Consider the following 20,441-nt stretch of genomic DNA (forward strand, 5'->3'; position numbering starts at 1 on the left):
GGCGGCGAGCCTGGTGCTGCGCGGTCGAGGCTCGGACGGCCCGGCGGACGCCGACGACGAGGACCGGCCGGCGCCCAGTTGGGCGCGCCGCGGCCAACTGACCGAGGGCGCGGCGGAGTCGCCCGAGGACGGAAAGAAGGGCACGCACCGCGCGGACCCGCCGGCCCCGGAGAGCGAGTCGGGCGCGCGGGACACCCCCAGCCCCGGCTACCGCGTGCAGTCCGCGCAGGAGCGGGCGTTTCGCAACGGCGGCGACGACGCGGCGTCGGGCCCGAACTTCGACACGTGGTCGACCGTGGAACTCGGCTCGGAGGACCGCTGATGACGGATCGGATCCGCGTGCTGTGGCTCGCGAAGGGCCTGGGGCGCGGCGGGGCCGAGCAGTTGCTGGTGAACTGCGCCCGCCATGTGGACCAGGAGCGCTACGAGGTCGAGGTGGCCTACGTGTTGCCGTGGAAGGACGCGCTGGTGCCGACGCTGCGCGCCTTGGGCGTGCGGGTGCACTGCCTGGGAGGTGGGCGGGCGTGGCCGTTGCGGCTGCGCGCGCTGGTGCGCGGACGGGGCTACGGCTTGATCCACACGCATATGCCACTGCCGGCGGTCGCGGCCCGGATGCTGTCGGGCGGTGTTCCGTTGGTGCACACCGAGCACAACATGTGGGCGCGCTATCGGCGCCCGACCCGGCTGGCCAACGCGTGGACCTACGGTCGCAATCGCGGCGTGATCGCGGTGTCGGCGGCGGTGGCGCACAGCATCGACCGCGGCCGGCTCCGGCGCGGCGTGGAGCCGGTGGTCGTCCATCACGGCCCCGATCTCGGCGACGCGTTCGTCGGGCCCGGGGCGCGCGAGCAGGCCCGGCGCGAACTCGATCTCGACCAGGACGCGTTCACGATCGGGTCGGTCGCCAACTTCACCCCGAAGAAGGATCAGTTGGGCCTGCTGGCGGCGCATGCGCTGGTGCGGGCCGAGCAGCCGGGGGCGATGCTGGTGTTGATCGGGTCCGGCCCGTTGGAGGCGACGCTGCGTGAGCGGGCGACGCGCCCGGATCTGCGGGGCGGCGTGGTGTTCGCGGGGTCGCGTGGGGATGTACCGGCGCTGTTACCGGGGTTCGACGTGTTCGCGTTGAGTTCGCGTCAGGAGGGGCTGCCGGTGTCGCTGATGGAGGCGATGACGGTGGGGCTGCCGTCGGTGGTGACCGCCGTGGGCGGGATGCCGGAGATCGTCACCGACGGCATCGAGGGGGCGGTGGTGCCGCCGGGTGATCCGGCGGCGTTCGCGGGAGCGCTGGTGGACTTCGCCCGCGACGCGCCGCGGCGCCGCGCGTGCGGCGAGGCGGCGCGCAAGCGCTCGGACGAGTTCGACGTCGCGGGAGCGCAGCGTCGCATCGAGGACGTGTACGCGTCGGTGCTGAAGGAGTCGCGGTGACCGGGCCTGATGGCGGGAATTCTTCCTTCACTGTGCGGGAGTTGGGCAAGCACGACGAGCCGCGGGTACTGACCCTGCTGAGCGAGACGCTGTCGGGCGGGCCTACGGGTGAGCGCACGCCGGAGTTCTTCCGGTGGAAGCATCGGGACAACCCGTTCGGCTCCAGCCCGGGCCTGGTGGCCGAGGCCGACGGCCGGGTGGTCGCGGTACGCCTGTTCCTGCGCTGGGAGTTCGTGCTCGGCGGCGAGGTGGTCCGCGCGGTGCGCGCGGTGGACACCGCGACGCATCCCGACGTGCAGGGACGCGGGTTGTTTCGTCGGTTGACGACGGAACTCCTGGAGCGCATCGAGGTGGACACCTCGCTCGTGTTCAACACCCCCAACGGCAACAGTCTGCCGGGCTATCTGCGGATGGGCTGGCACGAGGTCGGGAAGGTGCCGATCTCGCTGCACCCGATCCGACCGATCGCGTTCGCGCGCGGACTCAAGGAGTTGCGCGGATCCGGGGACCTCTCGGGCACCGGCGCGGACTGGGACGTGGTCGACACGGTCGCGCGTTGTCGCTTCCCCACGGCCCGTCAGTTCTTCTCGGACCCGGCCGCCGCGGTGGGCTTCGACGACCTGGTGGCCGAGGCGGACGCGGGTGACGCTGCGATCGGCCACGACAAGCTGCGGACCTCGCTCACCGGTGACTTCCTGCGCTGGCGCTACGGCGACGCGCCGGGCCTGGACTACCGGATCGTCGCGTCGTACAAGAACGGCGAGTTGACCGGCGTGGTGTTCGGTCGACCGCGCCAACGCGGGCCGCTGGTCGAGTTCACGCTGTCGCAGATGGTGGTGCGACCGGGTGACCGCGACACCGCGCGCAAGCTGTTCTCGGGCGTGGCGATGTCGGGGTGCGACCACGTCGCGACGCATTTGGCGCGCGGCTCGGAGGCGGCCAGGGCGGCCCGCTACGCGGGCTACGCGACACCGCCGCGGACGGGCATGACGATGGTCGCGCGCACGGTGCACCCGCTGCCGATCGACCTGCACGATCTGCGGTCGTGGCAGCTCTCGTTGGGGGACCTCGAAGTCTTCTAGCCGAGACCGGGCCTCGCCCCGACCGCCCCGACGGACCGACGGACCGCCCTACTGCCCTACTGCCGTACTGCCCCTGCCCGGTCACCCGATCACCCCGCCGCTCGACCGCTCGTCCGCCTCGACGCCGCACCGGTTCGCCGTCCCGGCAAGGAGTCCCGTTGTCGTCACGTCTGATGTCGTACTCGCTGCGGATGCCCGGTTCGCGGGCGGCCGGCGCCCGGTTCGCCGGTGTCCGGCTCTCCGGGACGCGGCTGCCCTGGGGTTCGCTGCTCGCGCTCGCCGCGGTCGCGGTGTACGTCGCGGTGTTCGCGTGGGCGATGGAGTATCGCCCGTACGACATCTGGGGCGCGCTGATCGTCTTCCCGCTGCTCCTGACGATCAGCATCCCGCTGCTCTCCCGGTTCTCCCGGGACGAGCCGCCGTGGGTGCGGCGGTTGGTCATCGGCGCCTTGGTCGCCAAGTTGCTCGCGTGCTTCGCGCGCTACTGGATGTCGTTCATCCTGTACGAGGGACGCGCGGACGCGGCGACCTACGACCTGGTGGGGCGGGCGATAGCGCCGCAGTTTCGCAACGGCGACTTCACCGTGGACATCGGGCGCAAGGTCATCGGCACGGGCTTCATCATGATCGTGACCGGGATCGTGTACGCGATCGTCGGACAGTCGCTGCTGGCCGGGTATCTGGTCTATTCGTGGCTCGGGTTCTGGGGCCTGTACCTGTTCTGGCGCGCATTCAACGTGGCCTATCCGGACGGCGATCGGCGGCGCTACGGCAAGCTGTTGTTCTTCCTGCCGTCGCTGCTGTTCTGGCCGTCGGGCATCGGCAAGGACACGTGGATGATGTTCACGTTGGGCCTGTCGGCGTACGGTGTGGCGCTGTTGTTGGTGCGTCGGCGCGGCGCGTTCGTGTTCCTGATCCTGGGCGCGGTGGGCACCACGATGGTGCGTCCGCACGTGACGGTGCTGTTGCTGTGCGGTCTGTGCGTGGGCTACCTGCTGCGCAATCGGCCGCAACAGGCCTCCGCGCTCGGGCCGTTGCGCGCGGCGCTCGGCATTTTGGTGCTGGGCGTGGGGTGTGTGCTCGCACTTCAGCAGGTGGGCAGTTTCTTCGGGACTCCCGGCATCGGGGCGGCGCAGGCCAATCAGGTGATCGCCAAGACCCAGACGCAGACCGCGCAGGGCGGTTCGGCCCAGGCGGTGGACGACTCGGCGGCGTTGTCGATCTCGCCCGCCGCGCTGCCGCAGTCGCTGGTGACGGTGCTGTTCCGGCCGTTCCCGTTCGAGGCGCACAACATCCAGGCGTTGGTCGCGTCACTCGAAGGCGTCGTACTGATGGGCCTGTTCGTGGTCGCGCTGCCCCGATTGAAACGTATCCCGGGGTTGTTGATCCGAAGACCCTACGTGGCCTTCGTGATCGTCTACACGCTGGTGTTCGCGCTCGCGTTCGCGAACATCCGCAACTTCGGCATCCTCACCCGCGAACGGGTGCAGGTCTTCCCGTTCGTGCTGGTGTTGCTCGCGGTGTCGAAGCCGGATCGGACGGAGTCCGAAAAGGGTGGGAGTGCGGAACGGAGACGGCGGCGGGTGGCAGGACGTCGGACGGCGTCCGTCGCGGCCGGCTCCGAGGTGGAGCCGGCCGATCAGTGACCGCGAACCGCCGCCGGGAAGCGTTGCCCGAAGTCGGCAGCGGTTTCCGGTCGCGGTCGTGGGACCGGACCGGACCACATCGATGGATCCAAGCGATCGCAGGGGGGAGACGGCATGGCGAAGACCGGTAGGCCGGCGGTGCTCGGTGGAGACGCGCTGTTCGCGGAGGGGCTGCCGCTGACGCGCGTGAAGGTGCCCGAGCGGGAGGAGTTGGCGCGGCGTCTGGACGGGATCCTGACGAGCGGTCAGTTGACCGACGGCGCCACGGTACGGGAGTTGGAGGAGGCCGCGGCGGCACAGTTGGACGTGCCGCACGTGGTGGCGGTGTCGAACTGCACCAGCGGCCTGATGCTCGCGCTGCAGGCGCTGGGGGTGAGCGGCGCGGTGGCGATGCCGGGGTTCACCTTCGCGGCCACCGCGCACGCGGCGCACTGGGCGGGCGCGACGCCGGTGTTCGCCGAGGTGGACGCGGACACCCTGACGCTCGACCCGGTGGACGCGGCGCGGCTGCTGGCCGAGTCGGGGGCGTCGGCGTTGATGGCGACGCACGTGTACGGGACGCCGTGCCGGGTCGAGGAGCTCGCGAAGGTGGCCGAGGACGCGGGCGTGCCGATCGTGTACGACGCGGCGCACGCGCTCGGCAGCCGCCGCGCGGGGACGCCGGTCGGCGGCTTCGGCGCGGCGGAGGTGTTCTCGCTGAGCCCGACGAAGGTGGTCGTGGCGGGCGAGGGCGGCCTGATCGCCACGCGCGACGAGGAACTCGCGCGGGCGTGCCGGTTGGGGCGTGGTTACGGCAATCCGGGCGACTACGACTGCGTGTTCCCGGGGCTCAACGCGCGCATGTCCGAACTGCACGCGGCGCTCGCGCTCGTGTCGTTGCGGGGCCTGCCGGAGCGGGTGGCGACCCGTTCGCGCCTGGTCGCGTTGTTCGCGGACGCGGTCCGCGGCGTACCGGGGCTGCGGCTGCCGGCGCTCGCCGAGGGCGACGTGTCGACGTGGAAGGACCTGACCCTGATCGTCGAGCCGGCGGCGTTCGGCCTGGACGTGCCGGCGTTGGCGCGGGCGCTGCGGGCCGAGGGCATCGACTCGCGCCGCTATTTCCACCCGCCGGTGCACCGCCAACAGGCGTACGCCCACCTGCCGGCGCGGTCGCTGCCGATCACCGACGACGTGTCGGCGCGCGTGCTGACGCTGCCGCTGTGGTCGCACATGGACGACGCGACGGTGCGGTTGCTCGCGGACGCGGTGATCCGAATCCACGAGCACGCGCCCGAGATCGCCTCGACGGACTGAGCACGGCTCCGCACCCGCCGAAGCGAGCGGTTCTCGGCGGGTGCGGGCTCCCCTCGGGGTGTGTACGGCTTCCCCTCATGGGTGTGGGCGGGGCTGCCCCTTCACGGGTGCGCACGGCTCTCGCGTGAAGGGTGCGAACGGCTCCCTTTCGTGGGGGGACGTCGCATGAAGGGTGCGAACGGCTCTCTTTCGCGGGTGGACCTCGCGCCGGTCCTCGCCGGCGTCGACAGCCTGGTGAAGCTCTGCTTCGGCGACCTGGCCGCGGGCGGGCAACCGCCCCTCGGCGGGCTTCTCGGCGGTCCCGGCGGTCCCGGCGGTCCCGGACGGCGCTGTCGACGAACTCGCGGTCGAGCGCGCGGGGTCACGTGAGCGAGCCGGCCCGCGCTCACCCCATCGGATAGACCTCGAACGACACCGCGAACCGCGTCCCGAGCCGGGTGCCGGCCATTCGGCCCATGCCCTCCAGGAATTCGCGGGGGTCGGCCATCCCGTTCGGGCCCAGGCCGGCGAGGTAGGCGCCGTGTGCCTCCAGGGACCGCACGCCCAGGTCGAAGTCCTCGGTGGTGTCGACCGCGTGCCCGGCGTCCGGGGAGCCCGCCGCCCACACCGCGCGGACCCCGCCCCACGGCTGGTGGCCCTCGTCGATCAACTCGGGAAAGACCCACCGGTTGCCCGCGTCGCGAACCGCGTCGACGACGGCCCGGCCGGTCGCGATGTGGTCGGCCTGGTTGAGTGCGATGCCGCCCCACGTGTCGCGGAAGTTGCCGGTGATCACGATGTCGGGCCGGTGCCGGCGGACCACGCGCGACAGGTCGCGACGCAGCGGGAGGCCGTACTCGATCACGCCGTCGGGATGGCCGAGGAACTCGACGGTGTCCACGCCGACGATGCGCGCCGACTCGATCTGCTCGGCCTCGCGCAGGGGTCGACACTTGTCGGGTTCGATGGCGTCGATGCCGGCCTCGCCGCTGGTGACCATGCAGTAGGTGACGTGTTTGCCCTGTCGGGTCCAGCGCGCCACCGCGGCCGCGGCGCCGTATTCGAGGTCGTCGGGGTGCGCGACGATCGCGAGCGCGCGGTCCCAGTCCTCGGGCAGCGCCTCGTACGGTTGCGGCCTGGGCTCGGTCATCTCGTGGTCCTTTCACGGCGGCTGTACGCGGACGCCGTCATCCTCGCGGCGACGGCTAGGATTCATAGCCTCATGAGTGCCACGATCGTCGTCAAAGACCTTGCTGCCGGACACGGTGACCGTGTCCTGTTCTCCGGACTGGATCTCGTCGTCGCCCCGGGCGACGTCGTGGGCCTGGTCGGGGTGAACGGCGCCGGGAAGTCCACGCTGCTCAAACTCCTCGCCGGCCTGGACGTGCCCGAGTCGGGGTCGGTCAAGCTGAGCCCGCCGACCGCGTCGGTGGGCCATCTTCCGCAGGAGCCGGAGCGCCGGCCCGGCGAGACGGTACGGGCGTTCCTGGCCCGGCGCACCGGCGTGGCCGACGCGCAGGCCGCGCTCGACACCGCGACCGAGGGCCTGGTCGAGGGGCGCGCGGGCGCCGACGACGAGTACGGCGTCGCGCTGGACCGCTGGCTGGACCTGGGCGGCGCCGATCTGGAGGAGCGGGCCGAGGAGATCGCCGCGGACCTGGGTCTGGCGGTGGACCTGGACCGGGAGATGACCGCGCTGTCCGGCGGCCAGGCCGCGCGGGCCGGGCTGATGTCGCTGTTGCTCAGCCGCTACGACGTGTTCCTGCTGGACGAGCCGACCAACGACCTGGACCTGGACGGTCTGGAGCGGCTGGAGAAGTTCGTCACCGGGCTGCGCGCGGGCACGGTCGTGATCAGCCACGACCGCGAGTTCCTGACCCGCACCGTGGACCGCGTGGTCGAACTGGATCTGATCCAGCAGCAGATCCGTACCTACGGCGGTGGCTACGAGGCGTATCTGGCCGAGCGTGAGGTGGCTCGCCGGCACGCCCGCGAGGACTTCGACGAGTACGCGGACAAGCGCGGCGACCTGGAGGCCCGGGCCCGGATGCAGCGCGGGTGGATGGACAAGGGCACCCGCAACGCACGCCGCAAGTCGACGGACAACGACAAGATCGGTCGCAAGCTGCGCTCGGAGTCGAGCGAGAAGCAGGCGTCCAAGGCCCGGCAGACCGAGCGGATGATCGAGCGCCTGGACGTGGTCGAGGAGCCCCGCAAGGAGTGGGAGCTGCGGATGGAGATCGCCGCCGCGCCGCGCGCGGGCGCGGTCGTGGCAACCCTCGACGGCGCGGTGATCGACCGTGGCTCCTTCACGCTCGGTCCGGTGTCGCTGCAGATCGACTGGGCGGATCGGGTCGCGATCACCGGCGCGAACGGCGCGGGCAAGTCGACGCTGCTCGCGGCGCTGCTCGGTCGCGCGGAGTTGACGTCGGGTCGGGCCGCCCTCGGGCCCGGTGTCGTGGTCGGCGAGGTCGACCAGGCGCGCGGGTTGTTCCTGGGCGGGCAGCCGCTGATCGACGCGTTCTGCGCGGTGGTTCCGGATTGGCTGCCGGCCGATGTGCGCACGCTGCTCGCGAAGTTCGGGCTCAAGTCGGCCCATGTGCTGCGGCCCGCGGCCACCCTGTCGCCGGGTGAGCGCACCCGCGCCGCGCTCGCGCTGTTGCAGGCCGAGGGGGTCAACCTGCTCGTGCTCGACGAGCCGACGAACCACCTGGACCTGCCGGCGATCGAGCAGTTGGAGTCGGCGTTGGAGGCGTACCAGGGCACCTTGCTGCTCGTGACGCACGATCGCCGGATGCTGGCGGCGGTGCGCACGACGCGGCGCATCCGGGTGGCGGACGGTCGGGTCACCGAGGTCTGAGTCCTCGTTAGGATGCGAGCCCATGAACGAATTGCCGCCCGGGGCCAATCAATCTCTGCCGGGCGGCGTCGTGCACGTGCGCGTCCCCGGCCCGTTCGACGTCTCCGCGCTGATCACCGGTGACGATCGGCGGGTTCGCGGCGACGGCGACTTCGTGTTCTTCAATCAGCTCTCCGCGCCCGGTGTACGGCTCGGCGGGGACACCGTGACGGTCGATCCGCCGCGCCTGCGGGCGGGCGCGACGCGGGTGACGGTGGTGGTCAGCCCCGCCGACACCACGCACACGCTCGGCGAGTTGCCACCGCCGACGATGCTGCTCACGGACGATCGGGGCACGGTGCTGGCGCGCTTCACGCCGCCGCGCCCGCGCAGCGAGACGGTGTTGCTGCTGGCCGAGATCTATCGGCGCGGCGCGCAGTGGAAGGTGCGCGCGCTCGGTCAGGGCTACGCGGACGGACTCGCGGGCATCGCCCGTGACTTCGGCGTGGACGTCGAGGAGGAGACGCACACTCCCGCCGAGCTCTCCGACTTCCAGCGCGGCGTGGTCGAGCTGACCAACATCGAGCGGGCCCGACACGGTTTGCGCCCGCTCACGCCGCAGCCGCAACTCACCGCGTGCGCGCAGGCGTTCAGCGCCGACATGATCACCCGCGCGTTCTTCTCGCACACCGACCCGGACGGCCGCGAGCCGTGGGATCGGGCGGTCGCGGCCGGCTACCTGTACAGCCGGATAGGAGAGAACATCGCGTGCGGCCAGGAGACACCGGCCGAAGTGGTCCAGGGGTGGATGGACAGCCCGGGGCACCGCAAGAACATCCTGACGCCGGAGTTCACCGAGATCGGTGTGGGCTACGTGACGGGCGGCACGTACGGGACGTCGTGGACTCAGGTCTTCGGAACGCCTCGGTAGACGTCGAGCGCGCCGCGGCCGGTGACGTACGCCGGGCCGGGCGGGTCGGCATGGGCCGATCGGTCGATTCGGCGGTGGCCCCCGTCTTCGATGGCGGGACGGCCGTTCGCCCGATTCGTCGGCCGCTACGGCGGCGCTCGATCGTCCTCTCGGTGACGGCGGGGCGCCGCATCAGGACGTCGTGCGCACCGTGATCGGGGCGGGCGCGCAGGTGAACCTCCCCGGCGGCAAGGGCGCCGGCCTCCGCGACACGCGCTCGACAGGGGTCGGGTGGAGGCCGCGAGGATCGCGCGGAACGCGGGCGCGAGAGGGCGCGACCACCCGGGATCGCCCCGGCCCGCGAGCGAACCGCCGGCCGACGCCGACCCGGCGCATGGGTAACCGGGTGCGAGGACGCACGATGACGGTGCGTCATACTCGGGTGTTCGAGGCGAGGGAGATCACGTGCAGCTCGAGTTGGATCCGCCGTACGGCGTAGGGCCGATCAAGATCGGCATGTCCATGGACGAGGCAGAGGCCGCTCTGCGCGAACTCGGAGGAGATCTGTCCAAACGCACGCGTGGGTTCGCCCGTTTCGGGACGGACCTCTCGATCCATGTGGTCAGTGGCAAGGACGAGCTGGTGGAGGCCGTCGAGGTACACCGGTCGGAGGACGATTTCGCGGACACGGTGCTGTGTCTGGGCGTCGACGTGTTCGGCACGCCGGCCACCGATGTCACCCGCCTGCTCGGTGAATTGACACCCGTCCGAGTGGAGACCGAGGGCGCCTCGTTGGTGGCCCCGGACCTTCTGGTCGCGTTGTGGCAGCCCTTCGTCCCCGGACACGGCGACGACGCGCGTGTCGTCGGCGAGGGCCTGTACTTCCGCACCGCGCTCGTGGCCGTGCCCGGGTACTACGACCGGAGCGGTTCGTACCAGGCGGTCTGACGGGCCGGGCAACTAAGCGGTCGAGCAAACGACCGCGCAAGCGGTCGAGCACATCGAGCAAGCGCACGTCCGGTGCCGCGTCGGCCGGCCACCCGACCAGGGTCGGGCCGTCGCGGCACTACGGTGCGGCGGGACGAGGGTGTGGGGCGTCACTGCGGTGACGGCGGTGGGGCGTGACGGCGATACGGGCACGGCGGGCGGGCACGGCGCCGCGTCGGCGTGGTGCGCCGGGTAGGGCCCCTGTGCCCCTTGCGGAGCCCTCCGGAGGCCTCTGGCGGCCCCGGACGGGCCCAGACGGTCCGGTGGGCGTCCCTGTCGACGCCTTCGTGCGACGGGTCGCCTCGCGATACCTGGTCACCGTTTCGGAGCGAGGCGGGTCGAAGCCGCACGGGACGCAACCGGGCACCGGACGCGCCCGGATGGGCCGGCTTTCGGAACCGACGCGCGCCGAACGCCCTGCGGCGGCCCGGCCCTGACCGGGCGGTGACGCGGCGCGGCGACCCGGCCGTGACGAGGCATCAACCGCAGGACCTCAACCGCGGGGCATCAACCGCAGGGCCTCAAGCACGCGGAACCAACCGCAGGGCGTCAAACGCAGGGCATCAACCGCAGGGCCTCAAGCACGCGGAACCAACCGCAAGGCACCAACCCGCAAGGCACCAAACGCAGGGCCTCAAGCACGCGGCATCGGATCCCGCGACGGCAAACCGTGCGACGTCAATCGCGCGACGTCAGCAACCCGTTGAGCACGGCCGCCCCCGTACGCGCGTTGTCGACGGTGACCACGAACTCGCGCCCCGAGTCCAGCCGTACCGCGAGCGCGTCACCGGAGCGCTGCACGACCCCGCTCGCGCCGGCCCTGATCCGGTAGCCCCACCCGCCGAAATCACGGAACGCCCGCACGTCACGGTGCCCGGCCTCGCGGATCTTCGCGATCGGTATGCGCTTGCGCACCCACGGCAGAAGGCCGAACTCGACGGTGAGCCCGATCTCGTCGGTGCGCACGCGGATGATCGTGAACAGGCCCGTCAGGGGTGCGGCGGCGAGCAGGCCGATGCCGGAGCCGAGGCCGAAGACGACGGTGACCACGAGGCCGGCGACCAGGAACGCGGCGGTGAGCGCGCCCAACACGGGCGAGACGACGATGCTGCTCCAGGACTTCCTCGGGTAGGACGACACCCGTTTATCCCCCTTGCGACCGTGCCATGCGAGAGCCCGCGGCGAAGCGGGCTCCCTTGCTGTACGGCCTCCACGCTATGCCGGCTCCCGCAAGCTGCGGGAGCCGGCATGCGCCGCTGTGCATATCCGCGAGACTAGCGAGCCGGCAGAATCCGGCCGCTGACCTCGCCGAAGCCGATGCGCGTACCGTCGGGCCCGGGGGCGGTCGCGGTGATCGTGACCTCGTCCCCGTCCTCCAGATACGTGCGGGTGGAGCCGTCGGGAAGCTTGAGCGGGTTCTCCCCGTTCCAGGTGATCTCGATGAGCGCGCCGCGCTCGCCGACGGCGGGACCGCTGACGGTGCCGGACGCGAACAGGTCGCCGGTGCGCAGGGACGCGCCGTTGGCGGTCAGATGCGCGAGTTGCTGCGCCGCCGTCCAGTACATCGACGCGAACGGCGGACGCGAGATCAGGTGCCCGTTGAGCCGCACTTCCAGGCTCAGGTCCAGGCCCCAGGGTTCCGCGTCCCGGTCGTCGAGGTAGGGCAGCGGGGCGACGTCGCGCGCGGGCGGTGCCACGCGCGCGCCGGCGAGCGCGTCGAGCGGCACGATCCACGGCGACACCGACGTGGCGAACGACTTGCCCAGGAACGGGCCGAGCGGGACGTACTCCCATGCCTGCACATCGCGCGCGGACCAGTCGTTGAGCAGACACACGCCGAACACGTGGTCGGCGAAGTCGCCGAGTGCGACGGGGGTGCCCAGTGCGGAGCCGGTGCCGACCACGAAGCCGACCTCGGCCTCGATGTCGAGCCGCCGCGAGGGCCCGAACGAGGGCACGTCGTCGGTGGGGGCCTTGCGCTGCCCGCTGGGCCGCACGACGGGCGTGTGCGAGACGACGACCGTGCCGGCCCGGCCGTGATAACCGATGGGCAGGTGCTTCCAGTTGGGGGTCAGCGGTTCCGATCCCGGCCGGAAGATCTTGCCCAGGTTGGTCGCGTGGTGCTCGGACGCGTAGAAGTCGACGTAGTCCGCCACCTCGAACGGCAGTCGCATGACCACGTCCTGACGTGGAATCAGGTGTGGTTCGACACTCGCGCGCAGTCCGGGGTCGGTCAGCCACGTGGTCAGCGCCGCGCGAACCGCCGTCCACGTCTCGCGGCCCGCGGCCAGGAGCCGGGTCAGGCTCGGCGCGTCCAGCACGTCGACCGGCGCTCCGACGGCGTGCGCGGCCGCGCCGGCGTCGAGCACGTGCCCGCCGATCGCCACCCCGATCCGCGGTCGGTCCGGCTCGGTGTCGGTGCTGAAGACGCCGTAGGGCAGGTTGTCGACGCCGTACACCGTGTCGGTCGGCAGCGGTACCCAGGTGGTGGGCATGATGACGTTCGGCTCCTCGATCTCAGTCGCCGGCGTGATGCGCGGGCTTGGACGCGGACTCGGGCTCCGAAACGGGCTCGGATTCGGGATCGGGATCGGGCTCGGGTTCGGGATCCGAAGCCGGCTCGGACTCGGGCTCCGGTTCGGACAGCAGGCCGAGCGTGAGCGCGTCCTGTAGCGGTTCGGCGACGCTGCACGTGCCGTACGAGGTCAGGTATCCGCGCAGCCGGGTCCGCTCGACCAGGGTCAACGCGAGTGCTCGGCGCGCGAGTTCGACGCTGTCGCGGATCGCGAGCACATCGGCGATCGCGTCGGGGTCGGCACCGACGACGGCCTCGTGGGTGGCGAGCATCAGGTTGAGGTAGCCGTGGTGCTCGAAGCCGGTGGTCGGGTCGGTGTGCCGCACGGCGTTGTGCAGCCCGGCCGTGACCTTGAACGGGAGTTCGCGAATGCGACATCCGTGCACGAACGCCGCCAGTTCGGCCTCGTCCGGGAAGGCGTGCGGCGCCGTGCCACCGGTGCGGAACTTGGGCCGCCCGTAGGTGCCGGCCAGACTGTCGAGGTCTGCGTCGAGGCCCGCGCCTTTGAGGACCTCGACGTAGCCCGCCGTCATGTCCGGCAGGTATCGGTGCAGCACGGCGGCCGCCTTGCCGAGTTCGCCGTCGCCGGCGACCTCGATGCCCTCCAGGATCAACCCGGGGGTGTCCACGATGCTGTGCACGGCCGGCCCGACCGTACTCGGCCCGCCGGGGGCCACCAGCACCACCCGCAGCGGCTCGTCGGGATCGGCGAGCGGCAGCAGTTCGGGCACGTGCGCGGCGCCGACGAGGAAGTAGCGGACGAACTCGGCGAACCATTCGATCCGGTAGAGCCGGTGCGCGGGCACCGCCTCGGCCATCGGGGCGTTGCCGGGCGGGAAGAGCGCGGCGTCGTCCCACAGGCCGGTGAACAGGGGCACACGCAGCGCGTGCTCGGGGCCGGCGTCGAAGCCGGAATCGGTGCGTACGGTCATGTTCGAGGCGCCTTCCCGGCCCACGTCCACGCGTAACCCGGATCCTCGCTCGCGATTGCGCCCTCGCCGACGCCGAGCGGGCGAAACGTGTCGACCATCACCGCGAGTTCGTCGAAGAACTCGATGCCGATGCTGCGCTCGTAGGCCCCGGGCTGCGGCCCGTGCGCGTGTCCGCCCGGGTGCAGCGAGATCGAACCCTGCCCGATACCGGAGCCCTTGCGGGCCGCGTAGTCGCCGCCGCAGTAGAACATGACCTCGTCGGAGTCGACGTTGGAGTGGTAGTAGGGCACCGGGATGGACAGCGGGTGGTAGTCCACCTTGCGCGGCACGAAGTTGCAGATCACGAATCCGTCGCCCTCGAACACCTGGTGCGCGGGCGGCGGTTGGTGGATCCGGCCGGTGATCGGCTCGAAGTCGGAGATGTTGAAGACGTACGGGTACAGGCACCCGTCCCAGCCGACCACGTCGAACGGGTGGGTGGGGTAGACGTAGCGGGTGCCCGCGATCTCGCCGCCGAGGCCGCGATGTTTGACCAGCACCTCGACGTCGCTGCCTTCGGCGAGGTGCGGCTGTACGGGTCCGCACAGGTCGCGTTCGCAAAACGGCGCGTGTTCGAGGAGTTGGCCGAACCGGGACAGGTAGCGCTTGGCGGGCGCGATGTGCGAGTTGGCCTCGATGCAGTAGGCGCGCAGCGGTTCGTCGCCGCCGGGGACCCAGCGGTGCGTGGTCGCGCGGGGCAGGATCACGTAGTCGCCGGCCCCGACGGTGAGCGCGCCGAACACCGTCTCCACGGTCCCGGTGCCGGACTCGATGTACACGCACTCGTCGCCGAGCGCGTTGCGGTAGAGCGGCGAGGGGCTGCCGGCGACGACGTAGGCGATCCGTACGTCGGCGTTGCCGAGCACCAGTCGGCGTCCGGTGACCGCGTCGACGGCCTTCCACTCGTTGTCCGCGAACAACTCGTGCAGCTTCAGGTGCCGCGGCTTGAGCGGGTGGTTGGCCGCGACGCTCTGGTCGGGCAGCTCCCACACGCTCGCGTCGGAGATGGCCGAGGGGATCGCGCGGTGGTACAGGAGGGAGGAGTCGGAGGTGAAGCCCTCCTCGCCCATCAGCTCCTCGTAGTACAGGCCGCCGTCCGGGCGGCGATGCTGGGTGTGCCGCTTCGGCGGGACCTCACCCACGCTCCGGTAGTACGCCATGGCTGCCGACTCCTCCGCCGTCCCTGTTCCGTGCCGCTGTCGTCCCGTTTGTGGTGCTACAGGTTGCCGCGACGCTCCTGCTCGCGCTCGATCGCCTCGAACAGGGCCTTGAAGTTGCCCTTGCCGAAGCCGAGCGAGCCGTGCCGCTCGATCAGTTCGAAGAACACCGTCGGGCGGTCCTGGACGGGCTTGGTGAAGATCTGCAGCAGGTAGCCGTCCTCGTCGCGGTCGACCAGGATGCGCAGTTCGCGCAACGTCTCCACCGGTACCCGGGTCTCGCCGGCCCACTCGCCGAGGGTGTCGTAGTAGCTGTCCGGCGTGGACAGGAACTCGACGCCCATCTCGGCCATCGCGCGCACCGAGGCGACGATGTCGTTGGTGGCGAGCGCGATGTGCTGGACGCCGGGGCCGCCGTAGAACTCCAGGTATTCGTCGATCTGCGACTTCTTGCGGCTCACGGCGGGCTCGTTGAGCGGGAACTTGACCCGGTGGTTGCCGCTGGTGACGACCTTCGACATGAGCGCGGAGTATTCGGTGGCGATGTCGTCGCCGATGAACTCCTTCATGTTGGTGAAGCCCATGACGCGGTTGTAGAAGCCGACCCACTCGTCCATGTGGCCGAGTTCGACGTTGCCCACGCAGTGGTCGATCGCCTGGAAGTAGCGCTTGGGGTGGGCGGCGGGCTTGCCGCGGAAGATCGGCTCGGCGGCGACGAAGCCGGGCAGGAACGGGCCGGTGTAGCCCGAGCGGTCGACCAGGGTGTGCCGGGTCTCGCCGTAGGTGGCGAGTTGGGCGCTGCGGACGGTGCCGTGCTCGTCGGTGTCGTCGTGCGGCTCGACGAGAACGGTCGCACCGTGCTCACGCGCGTAGGCGATGGCCTTGTCGACGTCGGGGACCTCGATGGCGAGGTCGGTGACGCCGTCACCGTGGGCGACGGTCGCGACGCCGACCTCGGTGCCGGCGTGGACTTCACCGGTGATCAGGAAACGGGCCTTGCCGGACACGAGCACGTACTCGGCGACGTCGCGGCACCCGGTCTCGGGTCCGCGATAGGCGACACAGGTCATCCCGAACGCCGTGGAGTAGTAGTGCGCGGCCTGCTTGGCGTTTCCGACGAAGAAACGAACGTGGTCCATCGCGACGACGGGGAAGGGGTCACCCGCCGGGTCGTGCACGACGGCGCCTACGAGGGCGTCGGTGTCTTCAAGGGTGGTGAAGGTGCTCATGACGCGCGATCCCCTCGGGTCGATACGGATGTGCGAAGTACATGTCGGGATGCAACATCTGACAACATCAAACCGTGGAGCTGTACAAAATGCTCAGCTAGAGTCGTCACATGCGAGATGATCTTCAGAATCCGCGCATCCCGCTGGACGAGCTGGACGTGCGTCTCATTCGGACCGGCCGGCAGCACCCGCGAGCGGGCATGTTGGAATTGTCCCGGTTGATCGGGGTTTCCCGCGCGACGGTGCAGGCCCGTTTGGAGCGCATGGAGGCGGCCGGCGTGATCACGGGCTACGGCCCGGAGGTCGACCTCATCGCCGCCGGCTACCCGGTCCTGGCCTTCGTCACCCTGGAAATCGCCCAAGGCGGCCTCGACGGCGTCGCCGCCGCCCTCGCCGCCCTCCCCCAGGTCCTGGAGGCCTACGGCACCACAGGCACGGGCGACGTCCACTGCCGCATCGCCGCCACCTCCAACCAGGACCTCCAACACATCCTCATCGACGTCAACCGCATCCCCGAGGTCGTCCGCTCGACAAGCGTCATCGCCCTGTCGGAGGTCGTCCCCATGCGCACCCTGCCCCTCCTGGAAGCCGCCGAACGCCGTATCCCCTCCCGGGTGCCGGCCCTCCGCAAACCCACCGACAACGGCACCGGCCCGAACCGGGAAACGAATGAAGGCCCGCGCTCGCAGTCGCGAGTCACCACACGCCCGACGGCGGGCGGGTCGGTACCCACGGAGCGTTCGGGGAGCGGAAGCGTCAGTGCGGACTGGTAGGAATGAGGCCCGATCGTAGAACCGTTCCGCTGTTTCGCAGGAGAGTTTTCATGACCCGGGTTGTCATTGCGCCTTCGTACGGGAGTACGGCCTCCAAGGAACACTGGAAAACGACACTCGCGGAACCGATCCGGTTCACCGAGCGCCTCCGCGCGGCTGCGTTGACACGTCCGCAACGCGAGGCCCTGCTTCGACATCACCCGCGCGGTGAGGCGCGCTTCTGGGGTGCGCGATCGGCGCACGACAAACGGATGGCGGAAGTCGGCTCGGGCGACGTGGTCTTGTTCACCGGCGGCAACCACGTGCGCGCCGTGGGAGAGATCGGGCACATCTTCCGGAACGCGGACTTCGCCGATGTGCTGTGGCCGCCGGAGACACCGACGGGCAGTTGGCGCACCGTTTACAGCCTCACTGGCTTCGAACGGGTCCACATTCCTTATCCACCGCTGTGTCGAGCCATGGGCTACGCCGAGAGCCTCACCTTCCCCGGGCAGATTTTGGCCACCGAGGAGCAGGGCAAGCGGGTGCTCGACCTCTTCGGCATCGAGCCCGCCTCGACGCAGGTGGTCGTCGAGTTCGACGAGAATCTGCACCGGCACACGTCCCCACAAAGCCCGGCCGCTCGTCTGATGCCCGTCGAACGGTCCGGTGCGCATCGTGTGTCCTATACGCAACCCGCCAAGCTGAGGGTGGCCGAGCTCAAGGAAAGGCTCCTGTTGGCCGAGTACCAGGAATTCCTCGGCCTGGATTTGCCCAAACGCTACAGGTGCGCGGCGGGCGTCACGGACCTCCATGTGGATCACGCCCAAGGCCCCGAGATCGTGGAGGCCAAGAGCAGCGCGGGACACAAGTGGGTGCGCCAGGCGCTGAGCCAACTCCTCGACTACGCGCCCCACAGCCTCCATCCCGTCTGGCTGCTGACCGCGCTGTTTCCCGAACGGCCTTTGGCCAACGAAGTGACCTTCCTGCACCGGTACGGCGTCGATTGTGTGTACCGCACGGTCGAAGGATCGTTCACCCGGCTACCTGCCGACGAGACGGTCCGCAGCCTCATGCGTGAGCGCTGGTCGGCGGTAATCGACGGCCCCATCGCCTCGGCAGGCCGGTGAGGTGAGGCGACAAGCGACGGACATGCCTGGAGAATGCCGGGTGATGCTTGGTAATGAAGCGGATCGGGACGTGACGATGTCGGAGTCGGTAGAACAGGTGCCTGTGCGTCAACTGGCTGTGCAGCAGTTGTCTGTGCATGAGCGGATCGCCGAGGAGCTCGGGGTACGGGAGGGGCAGGTCAGGGCTGCGGTCGAGTTGCTCGATGGTGGGGCGACCGTGCCGTTCATCGCTCGGTACCGCAAGGAGGTGACCGGGACGCTCGACGACACGCAGCTGCGCAACCTTGAGGAACGGTTGCGCTACCTGCGGGAGTTGGACGAGCGGCGGACCGCCGTACTCGCGTCGATCGAGGCGCAGGGCAAGCTGGACGACGCGCTGAAGGCGCAGATCCTGGCCGCCGACTCCAAGGCGCGGCTTGAGGACATCTACCTGCCGTACAAGACGAAGCGGCGGACGAAGGCCCAGATCGCCCGTGAGGCGGGGCTCGAACCGCTGGCCCTCGCGCTGCTGGGCGACCCCTCGCGCGATCCCGCCGGCGAGGCGGCCGCGTTCGTCGACGCGGACAAGGGCGTCGCCGACGCGCAGGCCGCGTTGGAGGGTGCGCGCTCGATCCTGGTCGAGAAGTTCGCCGAGGACGCCGACCTGATCGGCGCGCTGCGCGAGAAGATGTGGACGCGCGGACGGGTCGAGGCCAAGGTGCGCGCGGGCAAGGAGGAGGCGGGCGCCAAGTTCGCCGACTACTTCGACTTCGCCGAACCGTTCACGAAGTTGCCCTCCCACCGCATCCTGGCGATGTTCCGGGGCGAGAAGGAGGAGGTGCTCGACCTCACCCTCGCGCCGTCGCCGGACGCGGAGGCGGACGGCCCCACCGAGTACGAGCGCTCGATCGCGCACACGTTCGGCGTCACCAACCGCGACCGCCCGGCCGACAAGTGGCTCGCGGACACGGTGCGGTGGGCGTGGCGGACCAGGATCCTGGTCCACCTGGGCCTGGACCTGCGCGGGCGGCTGCGCCAAGTGGCCGAGGACGAGGCGGTACGCGTGTTCGCGGCCAACCTGCGCGACCTGCTGCTCGCGGCGCCGGCCGGCACCCGCGCGACGATGGGCCTGGACCCCGGCCTGCGCACGGGCGTCAAGGTCGCGGTGACCGACGACACCGGCAAGGTGGTGGCGACGGAGACGATCTACCCGCACGAACCGCGCCGCAAGTGGGACGAGTCGATCGCCACGCTCGCGAAGCTGGCCGCGGCGTACCGGGTCGACCTGATCGCGATCGGCAACGGTACCGCCTCGCGCGAGACCGACAAGCTGGCCGCCGAACTCATCGCCAAGCACCCGGATCTGGGGATGACCAAGGTCATGGTGTCCGAGGCGGGCGCGTCCGTATACAGCGCCTCGGCGTTCGCGTCGCAGGAACTCCCGGACCTGGACGTGTCGTTGCGCGGCGCGGTCTCGATCGCGCGGCGACTCCAGGACCCGCTGGCCGAGTTGGTCAAGATCGACCCCAAGTCGATCGGCGTCGGCCAGTACCAGCACGACCTGTCGGAGTTGAAGCTGTCGCGTTCGCTGGACGCGGTGGTCGAGGACTGCGTGAACGCGGTCGGCGTGGACGTCAATACGGCGTCGACCCCGCTGCTCACCCGGGTTTCCGGCATCGGCACGACGCTTGCCGACAACATCGTGCAACACCGCGACGCCAACGGGCCGTTCAAGACCCGACGCGACCTGAAGAACGTCGCGCGGCTCGGCCCGAAGGCGTTCGAGCAGGCGGCGGGCTTCCTGCGGATCCCGGCGGGCGACGACCCGTTGGACTCGTCGTCGGTGCACCCGGAGGCTTACCCGGTCGTGCGCAAGATCGTCGCGGCGGCGGGCGGTGACGTACGCACGGTGATGGGCGCGGCGCCGCGGCTGCGCGCGCTCGACCCGAAGGACTTCATCGACGAGAAGTTCGGGCTGCCGACGGTGACGGACATCCTGAAGGAGTTGGAGAAGCCCGGGCGCGACCCGCGTCCGGCGTTCAAGACGGCGACGTTCAAGGACGGCGTCGAGAAGCTTTCCGACCTCCAGCCGGGAATGCTGCTCGAAGGCGTGGTCACCAACGTGGCCGCGTTCGGCGCGTTCGTGGACGTGGGCGTGCACCAGGACGGCCTCGTCCACGTCTCGGCGATGTCGAGGACGTTCGTGAACGACCCGCACGATGTGGTCAAGTCGGGCGATGTGGTGCGGGTCAAGGTGCTCGACGTGGACATCCCGCGCAAGCGGATCTCGCTGACGCTGCGGCTGGAGGACGAGGCCGAGCAGCGGGGCGGGGGGCGTGGGGGCGATCGCACCGAGCGGGGCGCCGGCGGGGGCGTTGGCGCCGGTGGCGGTGAGCGGGCCTCCGGTGAGCGTGGCGGGCGTGGGGGCGGTCGCGGTGGCGGCGGTCGTGGCGCCGGTGGTGGCGGGGGTCGTGGGGATCGTGGGCC

At 70.6% G+C, this 20,441-nt stretch carries 17 protein-coding genes; 11 read left to right on the top strand and 6 right to left on the bottom strand.

Annotated features, from left to right (window positions below; translation table 11 throughout):
• From GT354_RS14800 to GT354_RS14820, 5 genes are all read left to right on the top strand, one after another.
• On the top strand, positions 1-322 hold a 322-nt coding region (locus GT354_RS14800), incomplete at its 5' end, for a hypothetical protein (protein WP_161356775.1).
• Entirely contained in the window at positions 322-1,425 is a 1,104-nt protein-coding gene (locus GT354_RS14805) for a glycosyltransferase (RefSeq protein WP_161356776.1), read from the top strand. The genes GT354_RS14800 and GT354_RS14805, both read left to right, overlap by 1 nt.
• Complete coding sequence (locus tag GT354_RS14810) at positions 1,422-2,507, top strand: GNAT family N-acetyltransferase (RefSeq protein WP_161356777.1); 1,086 nt, start codon at positions 1,422-1,424, stop codon at positions 2,505-2,507. Before GT354_RS14805 ends, GT354_RS14810 begins: the two co-directional genes overlap by 4 nt.
• A 158-nt stretch (positions 2,508-2,665) precedes the next feature.
• Positions 2,666-4,153: a hypothetical protein gene (locus GT354_RS14815; protein ID WP_161356778.1), complete on the top strand. Its 1,488-nt coding sequence runs from the start codon at positions 2,666-2,668 to the stop codon at positions 4,151-4,153.
• A gap of 114 nt (positions 4,154-4,267) precedes the next feature.
• Positions 4,268-5,446: a DegT/DnrJ/EryC1/StrS family aminotransferase gene (locus GT354_RS14820; RefSeq protein WP_161356779.1), complete on the top strand. Its 1,179-nt coding sequence runs from the start codon at positions 4,268-4,270 to the stop codon at positions 5,444-5,446.
• A gap of 385 nt (positions 5,447-5,831) precedes the next feature.
• Here GT354_RS14820 and GT354_RS14825 read toward each other — a convergent pair whose 3' ends face one another.
• Entirely contained in the window at positions 5,832-6,575 is a 744-nt protein-coding gene (locus GT354_RS14825) for a PIG-L deacetylase family protein (protein WP_161356780.1), read from the bottom strand.
• A gap of 72 nt (positions 6,576-6,647) precedes the next feature.
• On the opposite strand from GT354_RS14825, the gene GT354_RS14830 reads away from it, so the two are divergent.
• The 3 genes from GT354_RS14830 to GT354_RS14840 all read left to right on the top strand — a co-directional run bounded on the left by GT354_RS14830 (position 6,648) and on the right by GT354_RS14840 (position 10,122).
• Positions 6,648-8,285 (top strand): ABC-F family ATP-binding cassette domain-containing protein, encoded by a 1,638-nt coding sequence (locus GT354_RS14830; RefSeq protein ID WP_161356781.1) that lies wholly within the window; start codon positions 6,648-6,650, stop codon positions 8,283-8,285.
• Positions 8,286-8,307: 22 nt separating this feature from the next.
• Positions 8,308-9,195 (top strand): CAP domain-containing protein, encoded by an 888-nt coding sequence (locus GT354_RS14835; protein WP_161356782.1) that lies wholly within the window; start codon positions 8,308-8,310, stop codon positions 9,193-9,195.
• Positions 9,196-9,639: 444 nt separating this feature from the next.
• Positions 9,640-10,122: a hypothetical protein gene (locus tag GT354_RS14840; protein ID WP_161356783.1), complete on the top strand. Its 483-nt coding sequence runs from the start codon at positions 9,640-9,642 to the stop codon at positions 10,120-10,122.
• A 717-nt stretch (positions 10,123-10,839) separates the two neighbouring features.
• Here the strand turns inward: GT354_RS14840 and GT354_RS14845 are convergent.
• From GT354_RS14845 to hppD, 5 genes are all read right to left on the bottom strand, one after another.
• The gene (locus GT354_RS14845; RefSeq protein WP_161356784.1) at positions 10,840-11,301 is read right to left on the bottom strand and encodes a hypothetical protein; all 462 of its coding nucleotides are present in this window, start codon (positions 11,299-11,301) and stop codon (positions 10,840-10,842) included.
• Between the two features lie 134 nt (positions 11,302-11,435).
• The gene (fahA, locus tag GT354_RS14850) at positions 11,436-12,656 is read right to left on the bottom strand and encodes a fumarylacetoacetase (RefSeq protein WP_161356785.1); all 1,221 of its coding nucleotides are present in this window, start codon (positions 12,654-12,656) and stop codon (positions 11,436-11,438) included.
• Between the two features lie 22 nt (positions 12,657-12,678).
• On the bottom strand, positions 12,679-13,668 hold the full coding sequence (locus GT354_RS14855) for a hypothetical protein (RefSeq protein WP_202511911.1): 990 nt from the start codon (positions 13,666-13,668) through the stop codon (positions 12,679-12,681).
• Positions 13,665-14,867, bottom strand: a complete 1,203-nt coding sequence (locus tag GT354_RS14860; protein ID WP_161356786.1) for a cupin domain-containing protein — start codon at positions 14,865-14,867, stop codon at positions 13,665-13,667. The genes GT354_RS14855 and GT354_RS14860 overlap by 4 nt, the downstream gene beginning before the upstream one ends.
• Positions 14,868-14,923: 56 nt before the next feature.
• Complete coding sequence (hppD, locus tag GT354_RS14865) at positions 14,924-16,003, bottom strand: 4-hydroxyphenylpyruvate dioxygenase (protein WP_202511914.1); 1,080 nt, start codon at positions 16,001-16,003, stop codon at positions 14,924-14,926.
• A 200-nt stretch (positions 16,004-16,203) separates the two neighbouring features.
• Here hppD and GT354_RS14870 point away from each other — a divergent pair, with 200 nt between their 5' ends.
• The 3 genes from GT354_RS14870 to GT354_RS14880 all read left to right on the top strand — a co-directional run.
• Entirely contained in the window at positions 16,204-16,866 is a 663-nt protein-coding gene (locus GT354_RS14870) for an Lrp/AsnC family transcriptional regulator (protein ID WP_202511912.1), read from the top strand.
• Positions 16,867-16,916: 50 nt separating this feature from the next.
• The gene (locus GT354_RS14875; RefSeq protein ID WP_161356787.1) at positions 16,917-17,975 is read left to right on the top strand and encodes a hypothetical protein; all 1,059 of its coding nucleotides are present in this window, start codon (positions 16,917-16,919) and stop codon (positions 17,973-17,975) included.
• A gap of 76 nt (positions 17,976-18,051) precedes the next feature.
• Positions 18,052-20,441 (top strand): Tex family protein (locus GT354_RS14880; protein WP_161356788.1); only part of this gene is annotated, 2,390 nt, incomplete at its 3' end.

The sequence above is a fragment of the Streptomyces sp. SID3343 genome, from assembly GCF_009865215.1.
Lineage (GTDB): Bacteria > Actinomycetota > Actinomycetes > Streptomycetales > Streptomycetaceae > Embleya.